Source organism: Sorangium sp. So ce363 (assembly GCF_051520435.1).
In the GTDB taxonomy this organism is placed as follows: domain Bacteria; phylum Myxococcota_A; class Polyangia; order Polyangiales; family Polyangiaceae; genus Sorangium; species Sorangium cellulosum_B.
The window spans coordinates 288,234-308,961 of sequence record NZ_CP150333.1; the positions used below are offsets into that span (position 1 = coordinate 288,234).

Here is a 20,728-nt window from a genome sequence, read left to right on the forward strand (position 1 = left end):
TGTTGGGGCGCGCCCGTTGCCCGCCCGTCTTGACGCCGCGTCGGTTCCTCCCGATCCTGGGCGAGAGGCCACGGTATGACCCTACAGCACGACGCGCTCCCGAGGTCCGTCGGGCGGATCCGCGCGACGCTCAATCGAGGGGGCTCGGTCTACGGCACGGGTTTCCTTGTGACGCCGACGCGCGTCCTCACATGTGCCCATTGCTTGCGAGGGCCAGCGGAGGAGAAGGCTGCGCAGGGGAGCATCTCCTTCACCCAGGCGCGAGACGCGTCGGAGGTCCCGTTCAAGGTCGTCTTCGAGCGCTTCGATCCGGACGTCGGCCTCGACATCGCGGTTCTCGAGCTTGCGCGCCAGGTCGAAGGGACCGCATGCCTCCCGCTCTCGGGGGAGGATCTCGCCGAGCGCCCTGACTGGCGGAGCTTCGGCCACCCGCTCTCCATCGAGCGGGCGCCGCTCTGGCTGGGTGGCACGGTCGACGGGTCGATCGCCCGGCGCGCCGCGGGCACCGACGGCTGGCTGCTCTCGCTCCACGTCAACGGGGACCCGGCTCCGATCGAGGGTATGTCCGGCGCGCCCGTCCTCACCGAGCGAGGGGTCGTCGGCTTGGTCAGTCACCAACTCTACAGGCGCGTCGTGCCGGACGGCGGCGGCAAGCCCTCGGTGAGCCCGGCGTTCGCGAAGGCGTTCGCGGTGCCGACCCGGCTCCTCCAGTCGATCCCCTCGTTCCTCCGCTCGATCGCGGGCTCGTCGCGCGTGTTCCTCGCCTACCGTCGCAAAGAGCCGGAGGCCACGTTCGTCGCGGAGCTCCAGCGCGCGCTCCAGGGCGCGGGGCACGAGGCATTCGTCGATCTCGACATCAAGGTCGGAGAGGACTGGGCCCGGCGCATCCAGACCACGCTGGAGCGGGCCGACGTGTTCGTCCCCGTCCTCACGTCCGAGTCGCTGGAGAGCCAGATGCTCCTGCAAGAGGTGCGCATCGCGTACGCCCGATGGCGGCAGACCGGACGACCGATCCTGCTCCCTGTGCGTGACCCGGCGCTGGAAGCGCTGCCCTTCGAGTTCGATACCTACCTCGGGCGGCTCCAGTACGCGTCATGGCGCGGCGAGCAGGACACGCCCAGCGCTGTCCGCGCCATCATGGCGGCGATTGGCCACCAGGCCGTCGAGCCCAGCGCCCCCCAGGCACCGGCCGCGCCTCCGTCGCTCCCGAAAGCCGACTTCCAGCGCATCCGGATGAGCGCGGGTGCCCTCCCGCCTGGCGATCTCTTCTATCTGGAGCGGCCCGTGGACGCCGACGCGTACGATCGCATGGGCTCGGAGACATTCGTGCTCACGATGTTGAGCCCGTCCGGCTTCGGTAAAACGAGCCTCGCCCTGCGCCTGCGTCAGCGCTGCGAGGACGAGGGGCGCCCGGTGCTGCTGATCAATTTTCGCTCGTTCGGACGGCTGCCGAAGGACGACGGAGAGAACCGCGGGTACGTGACGTTCCTGAACGACCTCGCGCGCGTCTTCTGCAAAGGGCTGAAGCTCTCGCTCCCGACGCAGCCGCTCGAGAGCCCGACGGATTTCGAGGAGGTCCTGATGATGGCCCTCGAGGACATGCCTCGGCTGGTCCTTATCCTGGACGGGGTGGACCGCGTGATCGAGCGCCCCTACGCCGAGGAGTTCTTCTCGTCGATCCGCTCCTGGATCGACGCCGTCCACCTGAGCTGCAGCTTCGTGCTGTGCATCGCGACCGAGCCGTCCGACCTCATGACGGACATCGCGCGGTCGCCGTTCAACATCGACAAGGGGCCGATCGAGCTCGATACGTTCGCGCCTGGTGACATCGCGATCGTCGCGGAGCGGGCGAGCTTCAGGTTGGGGGCGGCCCAGGTCGATCTGCTCCATCAAGCCACGGGCGGGCACCCCGCCCTCACCCGCCAGGCCCTGGCCTACGTGCTCGCCCCCGGGAAAGGCAAGCCCTCGGCTCCGCCGACGCCGGCCGAAATCCGCGACCGCGTCGCCTTTCTTCACGAGCAGTGCGGCTCCTTGACTGGCCCCTTCTCCATGAGCCTCAAGGCCCTGCTGAGTCGAATCGGGAGCATCCCGCCGCAGCTCCCGGACCAACCGAAGCTCGTCTCCGTGATGCGCAAGATCGTCCACAACAGGACGCTCTCCCCGGCGGAAGCGAGAGCCGCCGCCGCGCTGGTGACGCTCGGGCTCGTGCGCGCCGAGGGCCGTCCAACGCCGCGCTTCGTCGCGTTGAACCTCGCCTACGCGCAGTTCTTCGGCGCCCTCAGGTGAGCCCGCCGGACGACATCCGTCAGCTGCAACCCATCAAGGTCGGGGGGACGGTCCCCGACCTCGCGATCTACATCACGCGACCCGAGGACGAGGAGGTCTATGACCTCCTCGCGGCCGGCACGTATTGCAACATCCTCACGTCGCGCCAGATGGGGAAATCGAGCCTCGTCCATCGGGTCATGCAGCGCCTCCAGGCGGCGGGCATCCGGGTGGTGTCGGTCGACCTGAGCGCGCTCGGCGGAAACCAGCTGAAGGACGGGACAGCGTGGTACCGAGCTCTGCTCCTCAAGATGGCGCTGAGCATGGGCGCGAGCCGACCCTTCAAGGCGTGGTGGTCCGAGCGGCCGGCGGAGGAGGCCATGGGCGCTCGATTCCAGGCGTTCGTCGAAGCGTTCTTCCTGGCGGATCCGACATCGATCGTCGTTGTCTTCGACGAGGTCGACGTCACGCAAGGCCTCGGCTTCACAGACGACCTCTTCCTCACCATTCGCTCCCTCCACAACGAGCGCGCCTCGCGGCCGGAGCTCGACCGGCTGACCTTCTGCCTGGTCGGGGTCCTCACCGCGGACGAGCTCATCAAGCGCTCGACCAGCACGCCGTACAACGTGGGCAGCACCATCCGCCTGACCGATTTCTCGCGCGAGCGCTGCGACCTGACGCCGCTCGATGCCTACCTCGCCGGCCACGGGCTCCCGGGCGCGGCGGTCGTCGACGAGATCCTCGCCTGGACGTCGGGACAGCCGTTCCTCACGAGCGCGCTGTGCGAGAAGGCCGCGCGGGCCGCAGCGCCGACGTCGAGGCCTTCGTGCTCGCGGAGATCAACGACCCGACCACGTTCAAGGTCCACTTCAACCGGATCGAGCAGATCGTCCGGGAGCGCATCGCCGGATCCTCGCACGCGCGCTCGCGCTACCTCACCATGCTCAAGCGCAAGAGCGTGCCCGGTGTGCCCGAGCGCGACGAGGAGGCCCTGCTCCTCGCCGGCTTGGTCCACCGGAACGCGGATGGCAGCCTCCGCCTGCGCAACCGCATCTACGGGCTGCGGTTCGACGAGCGCTGGGTCCGGGAGATCCTGCCCGCGCCGCCCGTGCCGCGGTGGGTCTGGGCCCTGCTCGCCGCGGTCGTCGTCGCGGGCGCCGGGGCGGGCGGGGTCATGTGGAAGCGCAACAGGGATCGAACGGAGCAGGTTCAGCGCCAGGAGCAGGCGCGGCGGAGCGCCGAGGTGATCCAGGAGGCCACGGACGACGACAATGCCTCAGCGATCTGGAGCAGCCTCCAGGCCTACGGGCTCGCCGGCGACGGCTCGCCCGCGCGCGAGGCGGCGCGCGCCTACTGGGAGCGACGCGGGAGAGAGCTCGACGAGCTCGCCAACCAACTCGGCGCCGCGGCGTGCTCCGAGGAGGCGGCTGTTGTCCGAGCGTTCGCCGCCGCACGCCGTGGGGCTGACCGTGCGCCCGCCGTGCCGGAGCCGGACATCGCAGCCACGCTCTGGCTCCCCGCGCAGCTCAACGAGGGCACGGAGGAGAAGCGCTGCAAGGAGCGGCGGAAGGAGACCTGCGATCGGCTGGAGCTCTCAGATGACACGCTGACCGCCTCGTGCTCGGGGAAGCTCGTCATTTTTCGCCCGGACCATGCCCCCCTGTCCATCACCGGATCCGGAACCCGGCGTGCTCAGATCCGGCCCGACGGGAGGTGGTCGATCGGCGCCGTGGGTGACGCGTTGGTGATCAACCGAGGGGAAGGCGCGGTGACGCTGCCGGTGTGCCCCGCGCAGGGAGCGCGGGACGCGCGCCGGTCGACATACGTCATCAGCTTGGAGATCAAGCCGTCCGGCGATGGCGCGATGATCGCTTACGTCTGCTCCGACGGGACCTACGGGCGGCAGTCGATCGCCCGCCTCGACGCCTGGTTCGAGGGGCTGACCAAAGGAAACAAGTCGCCTCCGGTGGACGGAGGTTATGGCGCCCGCGCGGCGGCGTGGCTCGGCGACCAGCTGCTCATCGCCACGGCCGGCCGCGAGGGCCGCGTGAAGGTGAACGGCGGCCCGGGGCTAAGCCTCCCGCTCGTTCATGCGCTCGCGAGCTTCGCGGGGAATCCGCGCCTCGCCGCGTTCGGCACGGAGAGCTTCGTCGAACGAGAAACCGTGACCGTACCCATTCTCGGTGTGCTGGCGCGTTCGGCCGATCACCTGGCCATCCAGCAGCGATGGCCCCTGACCCTCTGCAACGCGCCGTCGTGCTTCGTTCGGGCGGTGGCGGGCGTCGACGAGGATCATGTCGCGGGACTGCTGGTCGACGCGGTCGATGGCCCGAGCCCATCTCGGACCTGGCTGGTGCTCGTGCGGGAGGGCCAGCCCGACGTGACGCCCCTGGACGAGAGCCCGGTCGATGTGGCGGTCGGAGCCTGGCAGACGCAGGTCGTGGCCGCGGTCCCGCTCGTCGGGAGGATGAGGCTGCACGCGTGGGAGCGCTCGACCGATCGATCGTGGGAGGCGGCCCAGCGCCGCTTCGGCCTGACGATCCGTTACGGGAAGAGCGCGCGCATCGAGCGGTTCGACGAGGTGGGGCCCCAGCGCGTCCGGCGCTTCGAGGACGTGTTTCCGGAGCGATGAGCCCTCATTGCTCCCGGGCCACCCAGTTGGCCCCCAACCCGACGAATGGACGCACGGCGCCGCCCTGCGGCACGCGCTCGTCGTCGCGGATGGACGCGAACTGCGGGAAGCGCGCGAGCCCGCCGCGGGCGCGGAGCTGAAGAAAGAACTCGTCGTCCATCGTCGGAATGGAGACGTTCACCTCGAGGTAGCCGCCGGCGCTGGAGGCTGAGGCCGTGTAGTACCCGGTCACGAAGCCGGCGAGATCCAGGCGCACGCTCGGCGCAGCTTTGACCGAGGCCCCGAGCTCCAGGCCGGCACCCGCGAGGCCGAAGTAGCCGCGAGGCCGGCCCGACTCGCTCTGCGCCGGCAGGACGGCGATGTCGAGCGGACGCAACGCGAACTTTATCCCGAAAAATTCCGTCGGAAATACCACAGCCCCCAGTTCGGCCCACTGCACGAGCCCCGGCCGCCCCTGGACGGTCAGGGCCGTCGCTCCGCCGACGCTGACCTCTAGCGTCGTCTCGAACTCGTAGGGATCCGCGATGCTATCGAGGTAGAGGAATGCGCTTCCCGGGCGCGAGCCCTGCCGACGGCGCACGCACGCGAGCCACGAGAGGTCGGCGGTGCCCTGTTGGCACTGCGCGTCGAGCTTGACGAACGCATCTGCGTCCGACGAGGTCATCGCCGCGCAAGAGGCGATGTCGCCCTTCCGGCAGCCGGCCCTGAGGAGCTCCAGGACCTTCGCGCCCGACGGGTTCACGTGGTCCTTGTGGACGCGCAGGTAGGCTTCGCTTGCACAATACTCGCCGCCGTAGCTGATCTCGCGATCGAGGCACTTTTTCGTCATCGATTTGCGAATCAATTTGTGATTCGCGTCGCCTTCCTTTTCTTCGGAGCGTAGATCGAGCCACACCTCCCACCGGGCCAGCTCCTCGGCGCTCTGCATGGACTTCTCCGCCTTGCCGGTCCTCCCGTGTTGGCGCCCGACGTGCTGCTCCGGCACGCGCCGGGTATAAGCGCGGTCTGCGAAGACCCGGATGTCGTCGACATCCCTCGGCCGCACAGGCACCTCGACGGACTTCGATCCGACGGGGGCTTCACCGCTCCACAGCACCCGCGTTTCACGATTCACCAGCTGGATGAACAGTCCATCGAGCGGGTGCTTCTTCTCCGCGTTGCGAATCGTGACCCACGTCGCCGGTTCGAGGCAGATGGGGGCATCCAGGTCGGGGCCGCCCGGCGCCCCCACCGTCACGGTGATCTCCTTCGTCTTGAACTCGTCCGCCGACACGACAAACCTGTGATCGCCCTGCGGGAGCGGCATGGGATCAGGCGGAAAGGGGGCCCTCCACGGCTCGACCTTCGCGTCGGAAGCCTCCGGGACGATGAGGATCCACTCGGGTGGACTGGAGTATGCGCACACCGGATCCCACCTGAGCTTGACCCGCACGAACGGGGCCAGCGTGACGGGAGGCGGTCTGGTGAGCCCCGACGGGGCGACCTTCACCGAGACGGGCGTCGGCCCGAACCCCGCCGCCTTCAGGCAGAATTTCTGCGTGCCCGATCGCAACCCGCTCTTTGGCGTCAGTGTCAAAGGCGTCCGGCCGAGGGATCGTCCCTCGGCCGACTGGCACTCTTCCAGCGCCGCCGGGACGCGGAACACCTCCGCCTCGCTCGGCGAGCTCGTGAGCTCCAGCGTCGGAGGAGGAGGCGGCGGCGGCTTGATCGGCTCGGGGAGGCACTTCAACGTCGCGGGATCGCGGCCCCACGGGCATGGCCCTGCGGCAGCCTGACCGTAGGCCTCGCGCCCGAGAGAGGCGAAGCCCAGCACGAGCCCGACGCGTCCGAACAGGCGAACCAGGCGGCCGGCGCACGCGGTCACGACGCCGAGGGTACCCGCGGTCGCCGCTCGCGGGCAAGCGGCGTGGCGCGCCGGCCTTGTCCGGGCGGGTCGAGTCGGCTCTATTGACGGTTGGAGGTATCGATGCGCGAGGTCATCGCGGTGCTGCCGGCCGAAGCAGTGGCGAGCTGGGAAGAAGCGCTCCGGGCGGCGGCCCGTGGTGACGGCGAGGCGCCCGTCGGGCCGGAGCCCGAGGCGTTCTTCGACCCGTTCCGCCCCGCCGCGGCTGTGTGTTCGGATCCGGAAGACGCGATCGGGCTCGTCCGGAGGGGGGTGCGCGTCGCGCCATTTGCAGAGACGACGCCGCTCCTGCCGCTCTATGCGGCGCTCGGTCGAGAGCTCCCTCCGCCCCTCCGCGTGGCGAGCGAGGAGCAACGTTATGAGTTCCTCCTCGTGGCGCTCACGTTCAGCCTGCGCCTCGACGACGACGAATCGCCGGACCATGCCGAGTTCGTGGTGAAGATCCGTGACGGTGTCGACGGGCCGCGCGCGTCGCGGGCCGTCGAGGTCTTCCCGCAGCGCGTGCACGCCACGTATTTCCAGGCCTCGGCCCAGCTCTCCGTCGCGCTGGAGGCGTCCATGAAGTTCTCGGTCGAGGCCGACTCCGCAGCCCGCGCGGGCGTCGACGCGGCGGCGGAGGCCAAGGTGCTGGCCGGCCCCTTCAAGATCGACATCGGGCAGACCGAGCTGGACGTCTCGGGCGAGGGTGATCGCGACATCGGTTGGGTGTATCGCGTTCGACGCGCGCTCGAGGGCAAGAACGACTTCAGGAGCTTTCTGGTACTGAAGGTCGCGCGCGAGACGGAGAAGGTCCGACTGCTCGTGAATATCGGGGTTCGCACGTACCGGCGCACGTGGAAGACGCTATGGCTGCGGGAGAAGCTCCCGATTCTCTATGCGAGCGCGGCGCTCGACATTGAGCTACCGAACCGCGATTGAACGAGGTCCGGAACATGCTTCACCGTCAGGCGAGCCAGAGCACGCCTGCGAGCAGGCAAAATCGCATTTCAATTGCATAAATTGAGGCGAATCGGTGAGGAGTTCGTCGATCGCGGGCCGAGATCGCATGACGGCAGCGCTCTGCCGCTTCAGCGGTTCTTCTTCACGTCAATGCCTACCCCGGGTGTCTCCGCGCGGCCAGTGTACGGGGGCCCTCGAACACCCCGACGTCCGGGCGTGCCGTCCGGCCTTCGGACCCGCGGCGGCCCCCGTGGTCCCTCGGGCAGGACGCCGGCGCTGCCACGGCCTCCGAGGCGAGAGGGGGCTCGCGTCCCGCCGGGACGCAGCGCGTCCGCAGGAGACGCGAGCCTGTTCGTTCCACCTGGACCCGCCCCGGTTCTCCTGCTTTCCTGCTGCCTACCGTGACCGCATCCCGTGACGAGAGCTTCATCTCCCTCGTCCCCCGCCTCGTGTCGGCCACGTACTTTGACGAAGCTGCCACGGCGGTCCTCCAGGCCATGTTCACCTGCGTCGAAGAGGCGCTCGCCGACAGCCCGTTCGCCGGGCGCGCTCGGATCCTGCGTGGCGTCGTCCACCTCCGCCCCGAGGACAGCTACCAGCGCCTCTTCGGCATCGACCGCCTGAGCGGCGCGCGCATCGAAGGCACCGGCTATCTCACCTCCGGCAGCGTCTGGAGCTGGATCGAGAAGCACCGCTGTTCGGTCTCGATCGACGTCCAGCGCGCCTCGCTCCGCTCCTGGATGCCGGACGGGGCCATGGCGCTCCGCCACCCGCCAGCGGCGGCCGGCATGCCCGGCGACGCGACACGCGAGCGGATGCTCGGTCGCGACGCGACCCACGTCCATGTCGTCCCGCTGCGCGCGCCGGGCGGCAGCGTCGACGGCATGATCACGATCGAGGCGAGCTGCAGGGGGGCCGTCGGGCTCGAGCTCCCCTGGGCGGAGTGCCACGAGGAGCTGGCGATCCTCGCCAGCATCGCCGGGGCCTTCATCGCCGCCCGCGCGCTGCCGCTTCGCTCGGACGAGCCGGCGAGCCCGGACGAGTTCCTGCCGGTCGTCGGTCAGAGCACCGCGCACCTCGTCGAGCTGCTCCGCGCCTTCGCCCCGCGGGACGACACCATCCTGATCACCGGCCCGACCGGCGCCGGGAAATCCAGGCTCGCGCGCTGGTGCCACGAGCACTCGCAGCGCCGGGGCCAGCCCTTCGAATCGCTGGACCTCCTCGGCGTGCCCGAGGACCTGCAGATGGCCGAGCTGTTCGGCTGGAAGCGGGGCGCCTTCACCGGAGCCGTCAAGGACAACCCAGGCGCGGTCGCCCGCGCCGCGAAGGGCACGCTCTTCCTCGACGAGATCGACAAGCTCTCGCTCAAGGCCCAGGCGGGCCTCCTGCGCTTCATCGAGGAGCGCGCTTACCGGATGCTGGGCGACGACGGGGCGGGGGAGCGCCGCGCCGACGCGCGCCTCCTCGTCGGCACCAACGCCGATCTGCGCGCCGCCGTGCGCGCCGGCCGCTTCCGCGAGGACCTGTACTACCGCATCAACGTCCTGCCGGTGCGGCTGCTCCCGCTCGCCGAGCGGCTCGACGAGCTCCCGCGCTGGGCCGACTACATGCTGAACCGGCGCCATCAGGAGGCCGACGGCAAGGGGACGGCGCGCTTCGAGCCCGACGCCATGAAGCTCCTCGTGTCCGCGCCCTGGCCGGGCAACCTGCGGCAGCTCGACAACATCGTCCGGCGCGCCTACGCGCTCCATCTCGCGGGGCAGAGCGGCCTCGGCGGCGATCTGGTGATCCAGCGGCGCCACGTCGAGCGCGCGCTCACCTTCGACAGCGACGCCGAGCCGAGCGCGCTGTCCAAGCTGCTCTGGCGGGCGGCGCTCAGCTTCGTGAACGAGGCCGAGCGACGCCGGGGCGGCAGCGCCCCGCTCCCGCTCGAGCTGACCGACGCCTTCCGGGGCATGGTCCTCGGCGCGGCGGTGCAGCGGACGGGCAACCGGGACGACGCCTTCACGCTGCTCGGCCAGGAGATGCTGCTCAAGAACCGCAACCATCATCGGACGCTGCGGCGCGAGCTCTCGCGGGTGCGCGAGGTCCTGGACCTGCTTGGAGGTGAGGTCGATCCGGATCTCCTGGCAGTGCTCGACGCCGACAAGGAGCCCTGAGGGAGCGGTGCCAGCGCTCTCCGAGCGCCTCCTGCGACCACGAGATCGATCATGCAGTGCTATGTCGCAAACGGTGCCGCGCTCGCGCCAGGCGCCACGTTCGACGGGCGTTACGAGATCCTGGCCAAGCTCGGCGAGGGCGGCTTCGGCGTGGTGCACAAGGCCCGCCAGCTCACCACCGGGCAGCCGATCGCCCTGAAGATCCTGCGCCTCGCCGAGCAGGGAGGCGTCGCGCAGGCCGACAGGCGGGTCACGCGCTTCCTGCGCGAGACGCGGCTCTGCGCCCAGCTTCACCACCCCAACCTCGTCCAGCTCGTCGACGCGGGGCAGGTGGAAGATGGGACCCTCTACGCCGCGTTCGCCTTCGCGCCTGGCGACAACCTCGCCGCCCTGCTCGAGCGAGAGGGCGCGCTCGCGCCGTCCGAGGCGCGGCACCTGATGCTCCAGGTGCTCGACGCCCTCGCGTGCGCCCACGCGGCGGGCGTTGTCCACCGCGACCTCAAGCCCAGCAACATCATGGTGATCCCCACGGGCGCCCGCCGCAATGCGCTGGTGCTCGACTTCGGGATCGGCGCCACGCTCGACGACGGGCGATCCACGCGCCTGACCGGCAGCCACGACGCGCTGGGCACGCCCGGCTACGGGGCGCCGGAGCAGTGGCGCGGCGCCGAGGCTTCGCCGCGCGCGGATCTGTTCTCGTGGGGCCTCGTGTTCCTCGAGTGCCTGACGGGCAAGCCAGCCTACGGCGGCACGGAGGCCGAGATCTTCTACCGGCTGCTCGGCCCCGATCCCGTCCCGATCCCCGCCGCGCTCGAGCGCCACCCCCTGGGCGACCTGCTCGCCCGCGCTCTCCGCAAGGACGAAGGCGCGCGCGATGTGACCGCCCGTGGGCTCTTCGAGGCGCTCGAGGCCTGCAGCCTGCGCGGGCTCTCGCGCGAGGCGTTGCTCGGCGCCGGCGGCCCCCAGGCCAGCGCCGACACGCGGTCGCTCGCCTCGGCCGCGACGGTCGCCACGTCGCTCGACCGACGGAGGGCGCCCGCGCTCGACGGCGAGCGCCGGCAGCTGACGGCGCTCTGCTGTCACCTGAGGGCGCGCGCGGCCGCCGGGCAGGCCGCCGACGCCGAGGCGCTGGACGATCCCCTGCGCTCGGCGCTCACCCTCTGCGCGGACGTCGGGCGCCGGTACGGGGGGTACGTGGCCGCGGCGCTCGGCGACGATCTGCTTGTCTACTTCGGCTACCCCAGCGCGGCGGAGGACGACGCCAAGCGCGCTGCCCGCGCGGCGCTGGCGATGGCCGGCGCTGCGCAACCCGAGGACGCCGAGGACCTACGCAGCGCTACGCCGGGTGTACAGATCGACGTGAGCGTCGGCCTCCACACCGGCCTCGTCGTCGACGGGAACCTGGGGGACCTCGACGGCGCGTGCCTCGTCACCGGCGCCACCCCGCGGCTCGCCGCGCGGCTCGCCGCGCTGGCGCCGCCGGGATCCGTGGCGGTCAGCGCCGCGTCGCAAGCGTTGCTGCGCGCCTCGTTCGACCTCGAGAGCGAAGGGGGCCGCGCCATCGAGGGAATCGCGGCGCCGGTGGAGACCTACCGCCTCCGGCAGGAGCACGGCGCCGCGGCGAGCTGGCCGACCCCCGACGGCTCGAAGGCGCCGCTCTCCGGCCGAGATCAGGAGACCGGGCTCCTCGTGGAGCGGTGGCGTCGCGCGTGCGAGGGGGCGGGCCAGTCGATCCTCATCACGGGCGAGCCCGGCATCGGCAAGAGCCGGCTGGCGCGCGCGCTGCGCGATCGGCTGGCGCGCGAGGCCCACACCTTTCTCGAGGCGCGGTGCTCGCCCGACACGCAAACCAGCCCCCTCCGTCCGGTGGTCGATCTGCTCGAGCGCACGCTCGGGTTCGATCAGGAGCCCGACGCGGGCGGCAAGATCGCGCGGCTCGAGGGGGAGCTCGCCGGCCACGGCTTCGCGCTGGCCGAGGCCATGCCGCTCTTCGTGCCGCTCTTCTCCCTGCCTCTCGGCGAACCGTACGCCCCGCTCGACGTCTCGCCGCAGCGGCACAAGGCGCTGACGCTCCAGGCCGTGGCGTCGCTGCTCCTCGCGATCGCCGACGAGCGGCCCGTCCTCCTGGTGGCCGAAGACTTGCACTGGGCCGACCCCACCACGATGGAGTTCCTCGCCCAGCTCGTTCGCGAGGCGCCCGCGGTCCCCCTGTGCGTCATCATGACGGCTCGCCCGGAGTTCTCACCGTCGTTCTCGACGGCCGACATGCTGCTGCTCCCTCTGAGCCGCCTGGAGCGCCCGCACATGGAGGAGATGCTCACCGGGCTCTCGGGCCACAAGGCGCTGCCTCCCGCCGTGATAGAGCAGGTAGCAGACCGCGCGGACGGGGTGCCGCTCTTCGCCGAGGAGCTGCTCCGGATGATGATCGATGCGCGGCTCCTGGTGGAGCGGGAGGATCGCTACGAGCTGACCCGGCCGCTCTCGGGCGCGGCGATCCCGGGGACGCTGCGGGCGCTGCTCACGGCGCGGCTGGATCGTCTTTCGCGCGCCAAGCAGACGGCCCAGCTAGCGGCGGCGATGGGCCGGGAGTTCAGCGTCAAGGTGCTCTCGGCCGCGAGCCCGCTCGGCCCGGCGGCGGTGGCAGAGGATCTGGAGCGCCTGATGAGCGCGGGGATCGCGCTGCGCAGGCGGCGCGGCAAGGAGGTTGTGGGGAGCTTCAAGCACGCGCTGGTGCGGGACGCGGCGTACGAGTCGCTGTCCACCGGCGCGCGGCAGCGGAGCCACGCGCGCATCGCGAAGACGCTGGAGGAGGGGTTTCCGGAGGTGGTCCGAACGCGGCCGGATCTGCTCGCGCACCATCACGCGGCGGCGGAGCAGAAGCGGGAGGCCATCGGGTACGCCCGGACGGCGGCGCATCAGGCGCTCGGGCGCTCGGCCTACGCCGAGGCCAGCGCGCACGCCTCCCATGTCGTCGATTGGATCGGGGCGCTGCCGACCGGCGAACGGGTGGACGCCGAGCTCGGCGCCAACAGCATCCGGTTGCAGGCGCTGATGTCGATGCAGGGCTGGGCTTCCCCCGACGTGCGTGCGCTGGCCGAGAAGTCCCGGGCGCTGCTCCCCGCGAGCACGACGACCGAGCACACCGTCTCCACCCTCTTCGGCCTGTACATGCACTACCACGTGGCGAGCGAGCGCGCGGCGTGCCGGCGGGTGGCCGACGAGCTCGTGGCGTTCGCCGACCGGATCGAGGACCCGTCGCTCCAGTGCGTGGCCGCGACAGCCAAAGGCGTCGGCTTCCACGCCGAGGGGCGGTTCTTGGACGCTGAGACATGGTTCGACGAGGCGATCCATCTGTACGATCCGGCGCGCGACGGGCAGCAGGGCTCGGCGTTCGGCATGGACTGCCGCGTCTGGGCCACGGGGCAGCTCGCATGGGTGCAATGGGGTATGGGGCGGACGACGCGGGCGTTCCAGCTCGCGAACGACGCGATCGCCTGGGCGCGGGAGATCAAGCACGTCCCGTCCCTCGGGATCGCGTTGCTCTACCTCGGCCAGATCCAGCACATGAACGAGGACAAGCCCGCGGTGCACAAGACGACGGGCGAGCTGCTCGCGACCTCCCAGGCATACGGGCTGCCTGCCTTCGAGGGCTACGGTGCGGCCCTCGCGTCGTGGGCCGCGGGGGATCTGCAGGGGGTCGAGGTGATCCTCCGGACCCTCGAGTCCCTCCACTGCAACTTGGCGCTCACCTACTACGGGTCTTTTCTGGCAGACATCGAGGCAGACGCCGGCCGTCTGCACCAGGCGATCGCCCGCGTGGAGACCTGCCTTTCGATGTGCACCGAGCTCGGCGAGCACTTCTTCGAGGTGGAGCTCTTGCGGCGCCGCGCGCGCTACGAAATGCGCCTGCCGAAGCCCGATCGGGGCGCCATCCGGGAGATGCTCGCCCGGGCTCGGCTGCTGGCCGGCGAGCGAGGCATGTACCGCTTCGAGGCAGCGGTAATTGAGGAGCACCGGCGTATCTTCGGGGACGACACCGTCCTCGTGCACCGATTGACGCAGCTCCACGACTCGTTTCCTGATCTGAAGTTACTTTCACCGAGGAGTGATCCATGACAACCGAGCCCTCTGAAGCATGGGAGACCGGCGGAACAGGCAGCGCCGCCCCCTTTCCCCGCCTGCGCACCGCCTACCTGCGAGCCATCGCCCGTGCCTGGCGCGATCGGGACTTCCTGAAGCAGCTGGTCAGTGCGTCCAAGAAGGAGCCTTATGGCGTCCTTCCCCTCCTCGAGAAGGAATATGGCTTCAAGTTTCCTTTCAGCGTGAAATTCGCCATCTCCGACGAGCCCAGGCCGCAGTGGCGGCCGAATGAGATGCTCGGCTGGCTCGCCGACGGTGACGAGATCGATATCACCTTGCCAGGCCCTCCGACGGAGGGCACGCCGCCCGCGGACGCCATTGCTCTCTATTGCCAATGGTTCCCGTCGATGCTTGGTCCGCCGACGGACGGGACGAGCCAGCCGCCCGATGATTTCGGCGAGTTCGGAGTGATCACGTCCCGCCTCCTCGCGATGACGTGGTACGATGAGAAATTCAAAGAGCAGCTCTTCGCCTCGAAGGATGCTCGGCGCCTCGTGCAAGCATCGATGGGCATGATTGTTCACTGGAACTTCAAGCTGAAGTTCTCCTCCCTCGATTGGGAAAAGTTCTGGCACAAAATTCCTTATCAGGGCAAAGCTCACGGCCAATCTGCGAGCCGGATCCCCGCTCGGGTGACGATCACCGTCAACATCCCTCAGGCTCCTCCGGACGATGCCATCTGGCCGATCGCTCTCGCCGCGTACAACGACACGGGTCCCCAGTACCCCTTCACCTGCGCTTGACGCTACAATCGCTGGCTGGACCGGGAGCGAAGGAGGCGCTCGCGTGATCCCGTGCCGCCGGACGGATCGCAGCGCGTCCTCCGCACCGCATGGAACTCCGGAGCTCTGCTCGTAGGAAGAGGGTAGCGTGCGCAACGGGATTGCCATCATCGACATCGACCGCCACGTCATGGAGCCCATGGGGCTCTGGCCGGAGTACCTGCCGGCGAGGTACCGCGACGTCGCGCCGGACGTCCGCCCCCTCTCGAAGCATGATGAGCCCCTCCGGGCTCGGTTGGACCGGCTGGGAGACCATGCCCTCTTGCCGACCCCGCCGGTGGTCACGGTCGCAGGAAAGCCCATCTGTCGCGGGATGACCGAGGTGGGCTACATCGAGGTCGGGATCCATGCGGAGGAGCACCGCCGCGAGCTGATCGCCGCGGAGACGGCGGCCGGCCAGCTCGCAACGATGGACGAGGCGGGGGTCGACGTCGCCGTGCTGCACCCGACCTACACGGGGTTCCTGGTGTACGACGAGGAGATCGACGCGGACCGCTCCCGCGCCTACGCGGGAGCCTACAATCGCTGGCTCGCGGACCAGTGCCGGCGAGACCCGACCCGGCTCAAGGGGGCCGCGCTCATCTCGCGCCACGATCCCGCGCAGATGGTCGCGGATCTCGACGCCGGCCTCGCGGACGGCCTCAGCGCCGCCGTGGTCCGGCCGAACCCGGTCCGCGGGAGGACCCTCGGCGCGCCGGAGCTGGAACCCTTCTTCGCGGCCTGCGAAGCGAACGACATCCCGCTGCTGCTGCACGAGGGGACGCACACGCGCGTGCAGACGGCCGGCGCTTCGCGCTTCCGAACGCACTTCGCCCAGCATGCCTGCTCCCACCCGCTCGAGGCGATGATGGCGTTCCTCGCCCTGCTCGAAGGAGGCGTCCTCGAGCGCCATCCGGGCCTTCGCGTCGGCTTCCTCGAGTCGGGCTGCGGGTGGCTGCCCTACTGGCTCTGGCGCCTCGACGAGATCGAGTATACGCAGCTGAGCAACGAGGTCAGCGGTCGCGTGAACCAGCGCCCCTCAAGCTACTTCCGCCGCCAGTGCTGGATCGCGTTCGAGCCGGGCGAGGCGATGCTCGCGCACTGCGTCGGCGTCATCGGCGAGGATCGCGTCGTCTTCGGCACGGACTTCCCCCACGTCGATCACGATCCCACGATCGTCGCCAGGCTGTTCGACGGGGGCGGGCCGCTCGCCGAGGACGTGCTCCGGGCAGCCTTGTGGGACAACCCTGCGCGGCTCATGGGGTTGTCGGAGGCAGCGCGCCCGCGCGGCGCGTGAACGGGCGCGACACCGACCCGCGCACACTTCATTGCGAACAACGGTCAAGCAAAGAGGGGCTCATGAGCACGAACCAATTGATGGAGTTTCGCTCGACATACCTGCGCGCGATCGCAGAGGCATGGGCCGATCCGAACGGTTTTGGCAAGGAGTTGACCGGGGGCAACCCCGCTTCCGTGCTCAAGGATCGATTTGGCTATATCTGGCCATGGCCAAGGACGTGCGAGCTTCAGATCGCACGAGCCGACGAGGACTTCAGGTGGATCCACGATGAGTGGGTCTGGCCCAGCGACCTGCTCGACTGCTTGACGCTGCGCCTGCCGCTCGCGCCCAAGTGTTCCGCAGCTCGTCCAGGGTACGATGACCTCCGGGAAGACCTCCGTCCGGAGGACTACGCGAGGGCGCTCGGGGATTATTACAAGCAGCGCCCGTCGCTGTTCAGCGATCAATGGAGCCGGGAGCACGATCAGCACGGGGTTCATGCGCGCTCTCAGGACAAAGGGGGCGGGTTCAACGTCCGGGCGGACCACGGGGTGCAGCACGTCGGTCGCCGCGAACGAGGGCGGGAGCCCGCGGGGTGCGGACATGAGGGCGAAGAGGCGGGTCAAGAGCGCGTCGGCCTCCACAGCGGCCCTCCTGCGGGGGGCTTCGTTCCCGACGACAGCTTGTTCGCCGAGTTCAACGTCGTGCTGCTCGCGGCGATGGCCAAAGCCTGGAGCGACCAGGAATTTAGACGAGCGCTCACGATCGACCTTGCATCAGCGCTGCGAACAATCCGAGGTTACAGGCTACCTTGGACGATGAGCCTGCGCGTCGAGGAGGACGGCGCAGCCCGGTGGCATCCGCCGGGATCTCCGCTCGGCAAGGACCATCAGTCGTACTGGGATTCGCTCCAGCCTCATACGCTCAAGCTCTATCTGCCCACGAAGCCGAGCAACGTGGACTCCGAGCCCATCGCACTTGCCGTATACAACGCGACGGGAGCGGCGTACCCGTTCACTTGCTGCTGCTGATCGGGGGACGAGACCAGGACCGACGATGGATCCTCTGGAGCCGGGCCAGGCGCTGAGAGCCGCCCGAGGAGCTGCGCATGAGAGATGGCTTCCGGATCCTGGATGTGGATCGTCACGTCTCCGAGCCCGTCGCGTTGTGGGCGGAGTACCTGCCGGCAGCGATGCGGGCGTATGCTCCTCGGCTCGCGCCCTTCGGGCCGCCCGAGTCGCTGGCCAGGCGGATGAACCGCCTGGGCGAGCACGCGCTCCTGCCCACGCCCCCCATCCTCTGCGTGAACGGCGATCCGATCCTGCGTATCTCCGAGGCGGCCTACATCGAGCTCGGGCTCGCCGCCGAGCGCCGCCGCGAGCTCCTCGCCGCCTCGGAGAGGCCTGACGGGCACCTCGCCGAGATGGACGCTACCGGCGTCGATATCGCCGTCCTGCTTCCGACATACGCGTCCTATCTCGTCCACGACGACGGCATCGACGCCGAGCGCTCGCGCGCCTACGCCCGCGCCTACAATCGATGGCTGAGCGACTTCTGCGCGAGCGCGCCGGACAGGCTCCTCGGTCCTGCGCTGCTCTCGCGCCACGATCCGGAGGCCATGGCGGGCGATCTGGAGCAGGCGGCGCGCGACGGCGCGCGCGCCGTGGTGCTCCGGCCGAACCCGGTGCAGGGCCGCACGCTGAGCGCGCCCGCCCACGCGCGATTCTGGGCGGCGTGCGCGCACCACGGCGTCACCGTGCTCCTCCACGAGGGCACGCACGCGCGCGTCGCCACGGCGGGGGCCGATCGCTTCGAGACGCGGTTCGGCCAGCACGCGTGCTCTCACCCGATGGAGGCGATGATGGCGCTGCTCTCGCTCATCGAGGGCGGCGTGCTCGAGGCCCACCCGACGCTGCGGGTGGGCCTGCTCGAGGCGGGGTGCGGCTTTCTGCCTTACTGGCTCTGGCGGCTCGACCACGTCGAATACGCGCAGATGCGGGGCGAGGTGCGCGGCCGGGTGCGCCGGCCGCCCTCCGAGTACTTCCAGCGGCAGTGCTGGATCGCGCTCGAGCCCGGCGAGGCGATGCTCGACCGGGTGGTGAGGGAGATCGGCGCGACGCGGATGATGTTCGGGACCGATTTCCCCCACCTCGACCACGGGCCCGGGATGGTCGACGAGGTGATGGCGCTGCGGGGCGCGCTCGGGGATGAGGCGCTGCGGACGATCCTCTGGGAGAGCCCCTGCGGCCTCATGGGGATGTAGGGGCACGGCCGCGTGCGGCTCCACTCCGCCCGGATCCTGATGGGTCCAGGGAGGCGAGGCGATCCCCGGCCATCCGGCGGTCGCTCTCCTCGAGCGCGCCACTTGCATGTGCTCCTTGGCGGGTGAAACCAGGAACGACGATGGATCCTCTGGAATTGAGCCAGGTGCTGGCGTTCAAGCCCACCCTGCGCGTCGAGCGCATGGATGCGGGCGTGGTCTTCCTGATCGGCGAGCGCGAGCGCTTCGTCCTCTCCGGCGCCTGCGCCGCCGAGGTGGCCGCGCTCGTCGATGGCCGGCGCACGGTGGACGAGATCCTGCGCGCCGCGCGCGATCGGTTCTCCGAGCCCGAGACCCTGTATGCCCTGAGCCGGCTCGCGGCGCGTGGCTACCTGGTCCCCGCAACACCGGAGCTTCCCTCCGAGCACGCGGCGTACTGGCGCGGGGTGGGTCTCGACGGCAAGGCGGCCGCCGAGGCCCTGAGCCGGACCCCGGTGTCGGTCCTGGCCGTTGGCGAAGCCGCTCCCGCCGGGTGGATGACCGAGGCGCTCGAACAGGCAGGCGTGCGGATCGACGGCGAGGCGGCGGTGCAGGTGGTCGTGGCCGACGACCATGTGCAGCCCGAGCTGGCCTCGATCAACCGCCGTGCGCTGCGTGAAGGGACGCGCTGGTTCCTGATCAGGCCTGCCGGCGTCCAGCCGCTCATTGGGCCCGTCTTCGAGCCCGGCGCCGGCCCCTGCTGGGGTTGCCTGGCGTTCTGGATGCGCCAGAACCGCCCGGTCGAGGAGCTCGTTCGCCGGCGCCGGGGGCACGAGGGCCACGTCCCTCCCCCCAGGGCGGCCACCGAGGCGAGCGTACGGACCGCTTGCGGGCTCGGCGCCTCGGCCATCGCCCGCGCGCTCGCCGGGGAGGATACCAGCTCTCCCCGGGCGCTCGGTGCCCGGGTGCTCGCCCTCGACCTGGCCACGTTCCAGATCACCGCGCACGCGGTCGTCCGGAGGCCGCAGTGCCCGGCGTGCGGCGATCCGGCGCGGATGGCGGCCGTCGGCGAGCGCCCGATCGACTTGCAGCCGGTGGAGAAGGCGCATTACGAGGACGGTGGATATCGCCGGCAGACCCCGCGGCGGACCTACGAGCGCTATCAGCACCTCGTCAGCCCGATCACCGGAGCCGTGACGTACCTCGTGCCGATGCCGGGGCGGGACACCGAGCTCCGCGCCGTGTACGCGTCCGGCTACCTGGCCTGCCCCCGGGAGGGCGTCCCGCGCACCAACGTCTTCGACAAGAGCTGCGCCGGCAAGGGGCGCAGCGCGGACCAGGCCAGGGTGAGCGCGCTCTGCGAGGCGCTCGAGCGATACAGCGGCGTCTACCAGGGGGACGAGGCGCGCGTCCGCGGCAGCAAGGACGAGCTCGGCGCGGCGGCGCTCGCGCCCGACGATCTGCTGAACTTCAGCGAGGCGCAGTACCGCGAGCGCGCTCACCTCAACGCGCAGGCAGCGGATCGTCGCCAGTGGGTACCGGAGCCGCTCGACGCCGGCACCCGGATCGACTGGACCCCGGCCTGGTCGCTGAGCAAGCGCGAGCGGCGCTACGTCCCGCTGGCCTACTGCTACGCCGAGGCCCCGGCCGAGAGCGGCACCGCGTTCTGCGGCCCCTGCGGCAACGGGGTGGCGGCCGGCACCTGCCTCGAAGAGGCCGTATTGCAAGCCCTGCTCGAGCTCGTGGAGCGCGATGCCGCCGCGGTCTGGTGGTACAATCGGCTCGCGCGCCCGGCCATCGCGCTCGACAGCTTCGGGGACCCGTACTTCGAAGCCCTCCAGGCGGACTATGCCCGGTTCGGCTGGGCCGTCTGGGTGCTCGATCTGACGCACGATCTCGGTATCCCCACCTGCGTCGCGCTCGCCCACGAGGCCCGGGAGGATCGATTCACCATCGGGTTCGGCTGCCACCTCGACCCGCACCTCGCCGTGCAGCGATCGCTCACCGAGCTGAACCAGCTCTTCGAGCCCGGGGGCGCGCGCCGGGCGCCGTGGGACCTCGAGCGGCTGCCTGACCGCGCGCATCTCTTCCCGAGCCCCGCTCTCCCCCGGGTCGCGGCCGAGCACCTGCCCCGGATCGGCGGCGCCGATCTGCGCGCCGACATCGAGCAATGCCTGGGTCGCCTCGACGAGGCGGGCCTGGAGCTCGTCGCGGTGGACAAGACCCGCCCGGACATCGGCTTGCATGTGGTCCAGGTGATCGTCCCGGGCTTGCGCCATTTCTGGCCTCGATTCGGCCCGGGGAGGCTCTATGAGGTGCCGTGCGCGCTGGGGTGGCTCGCCCGCCCGCTCGCCGAGGGCGAGCTCAACCCGGTCCCTCTGTTCGTCTAGCTGCCGAGGAGCTGCACAGGC

General features: G+C 70.3%; 11 protein-coding genes and 1 pseudogene. 11 read left to right on the forward strand and 1 reads right to left on the reverse strand.

Going from position 1 to position 20,728, the window contains the following annotated elements:
• Window positions 1-75: 75 nt before the first annotated feature.
• The 3 genes and pseudogenes from WMF12_RS01160 (at window position 76) to WMF12_RS01170 (ending at window position 4,897) form a co-directional block, all read left to right on the forward strand.
• On the forward strand, window positions 76-2,286 hold the full coding sequence (locus WMF12_RS01160) for an AAA-like domain-containing protein (RefSeq protein ID WP_437860045.1): 2,211 nt from the start codon (window positions 76-78) through the stop codon (window positions 2,284-2,286).
• A pseudogene (locus WMF12_RS01165) lies at window positions 2,283-2,978 on the forward strand (AAA-like domain-containing protein); the annotation flags it as partial. The gene WMF12_RS01160 and the pseudogene WMF12_RS01165, both read left to right, overlap by 4 nt.
• A 68-nt stretch (window positions 2,979-3,046) precedes the next feature.
• Entirely contained in the window at window positions 3,047-4,897 is a 1,851-nt protein-coding gene (locus WMF12_RS01170) for a hypothetical protein (protein WP_437873982.1), read from the forward strand.
• A gap of 4 nt (window positions 4,898-4,901) precedes the next feature.
• Here WMF12_RS01170 and WMF12_RS01175 read toward each other — a convergent pair whose 3' ends face one another.
• On the reverse strand, window positions 4,902-6,761 hold the full coding sequence (locus WMF12_RS01175; RefSeq protein WP_437860048.1) for a hypothetical protein: 1,860 nt from the start codon (window positions 6,759-6,761) through the stop codon (window positions 4,902-4,904).
• A 102-nt stretch (window positions 6,762-6,863) separates the two neighbouring features.
• Here WMF12_RS01175 and WMF12_RS01180 point away from each other — a divergent pair, with 102 nt between their 5' ends.
• The 8 genes from WMF12_RS01180 to WMF12_RS01215 all read left to right on the forward strand — a co-directional run bounded on the left by WMF12_RS01180 (window position 6,864) and on the right by WMF12_RS01215 (window position 20,707).
• Window positions 6,864-7,718, forward strand: a complete 855-nt coding sequence (locus tag WMF12_RS01180) for a hypothetical protein (RefSeq protein ID WP_437860050.1) — start codon at window positions 6,864-6,866, stop codon at window positions 7,716-7,718.
• A gap of 422 nt (window positions 7,719-8,140) precedes the next feature.
• Window positions 8,141-9,898: a sigma 54-interacting transcriptional regulator gene (locus WMF12_RS01185; RefSeq protein WP_437860051.1), complete on the forward strand. Its 1,758-nt coding sequence runs from the start codon at window positions 8,141-8,143 to the stop codon at window positions 9,896-9,898.
• A 51-nt stretch (window positions 9,899-9,949) separates the two neighbouring features.
• The gene (locus WMF12_RS01190) at window positions 9,950-14,014 is read left to right on the forward strand and encodes a TOMM system kinase/cyclase fusion protein (RefSeq protein ID WP_437860053.1); all 4,065 of its coding nucleotides are present in this window, start codon (window positions 9,950-9,952) and stop codon (window positions 14,012-14,014) included.
• Entirely contained in the window at window positions 14,011-14,781 is a 771-nt protein-coding gene (locus WMF12_RS01195; protein WP_437860054.1) for a BMA_0021/BMA_0022 family TOMM bacteriocin, read from the forward strand. Before WMF12_RS01190 ends, WMF12_RS01195 begins: the two co-directional genes overlap by 4 nt.
• 127 nt (window positions 14,782-14,908) lie before the next feature.
• Window positions 14,909-16,096: an amidohydrolase family protein gene (locus WMF12_RS01200; RefSeq protein WP_437860055.1), complete on the forward strand. Its 1,188-nt coding sequence runs from the start codon at window positions 14,909-14,911 to the stop codon at window positions 16,094-16,096.
• A gap of 62 nt (window positions 16,097-16,158) precedes the next feature.
• Complete coding sequence (locus tag WMF12_RS01205) at window positions 16,159-17,109, forward strand: BMA_0021/BMA_0022 family TOMM bacteriocin (RefSeq protein ID WP_437860056.1); 951 nt, start codon at window positions 16,159-16,161, stop codon at window positions 17,107-17,109.
• 77 nt (window positions 17,110-17,186) lie between these two features.
• Window positions 17,187-18,341, forward strand: coding sequence for an amidohydrolase family protein (locus tag WMF12_RS01210; protein WP_437860057.1), 1,155 nt, complete (start codon window positions 17,187-17,189; stop codon window positions 18,339-18,341).
• Window positions 18,342-18,481: 140 nt separating this feature from the next.
• Complete coding sequence (locus tag WMF12_RS01215) at window positions 18,482-20,707, forward strand: TOMM precursor leader peptide-binding protein (protein WP_437860059.1); 2,226 nt, start codon at window positions 18,482-18,484, stop codon at window positions 20,705-20,707.
• The last annotated feature ends 21 nt before the right edge of the window (window positions 20,708-20,728 follow it).

Coding starts and splice junctions, on each gene's coding strand:
- WMF12_RS01160 (WP_437860045.1), top strand. CDS start 76: ATGACCCTACAGCACGACGCGCTCCCGAGGTCCGTCGGGCGGATCCGC.
- WMF12_RS01180 (WP_437860050.1), top strand. CDS start 6,864: ATGCGCGAGGTCATCGCGGTGCTGCCGGCCGAAGCAGTGGCGAGCTGG.
- WMF12_RS01190 (WP_437860053.1), top strand. CDS start 9,950: ATGCAGTGCTATGTCGCAAACGGTGCCGCGCTCGCGCCAGGCGCCACG.
- WMF12_RS01195 (WP_437860054.1), top strand. CDS start 14,011: ATGACAACCGAGCCCTCTGAAGCATGGGAGACCGGCGGAACAGGCAGC.
- WMF12_RS01205 (WP_437860056.1), top strand. CDS start 16,159: ATGAGCACGAACCAATTGATGGAGTTTCGCTCGACATACCTGCGCGCG.
- WMF12_RS01210 (WP_437860057.1), top strand. CDS start 17,187: ATGAGAGATGGCTTCCGGATCCTGGATGTGGATCGTCACGTCTCCGAG.
- WMF12_RS01215 (WP_437860059.1), top strand. CDS start 18,482: ATGGATCCTCTGGAATTGAGCCAGGTGCTGGCGTTCAAGCCCACCCTG.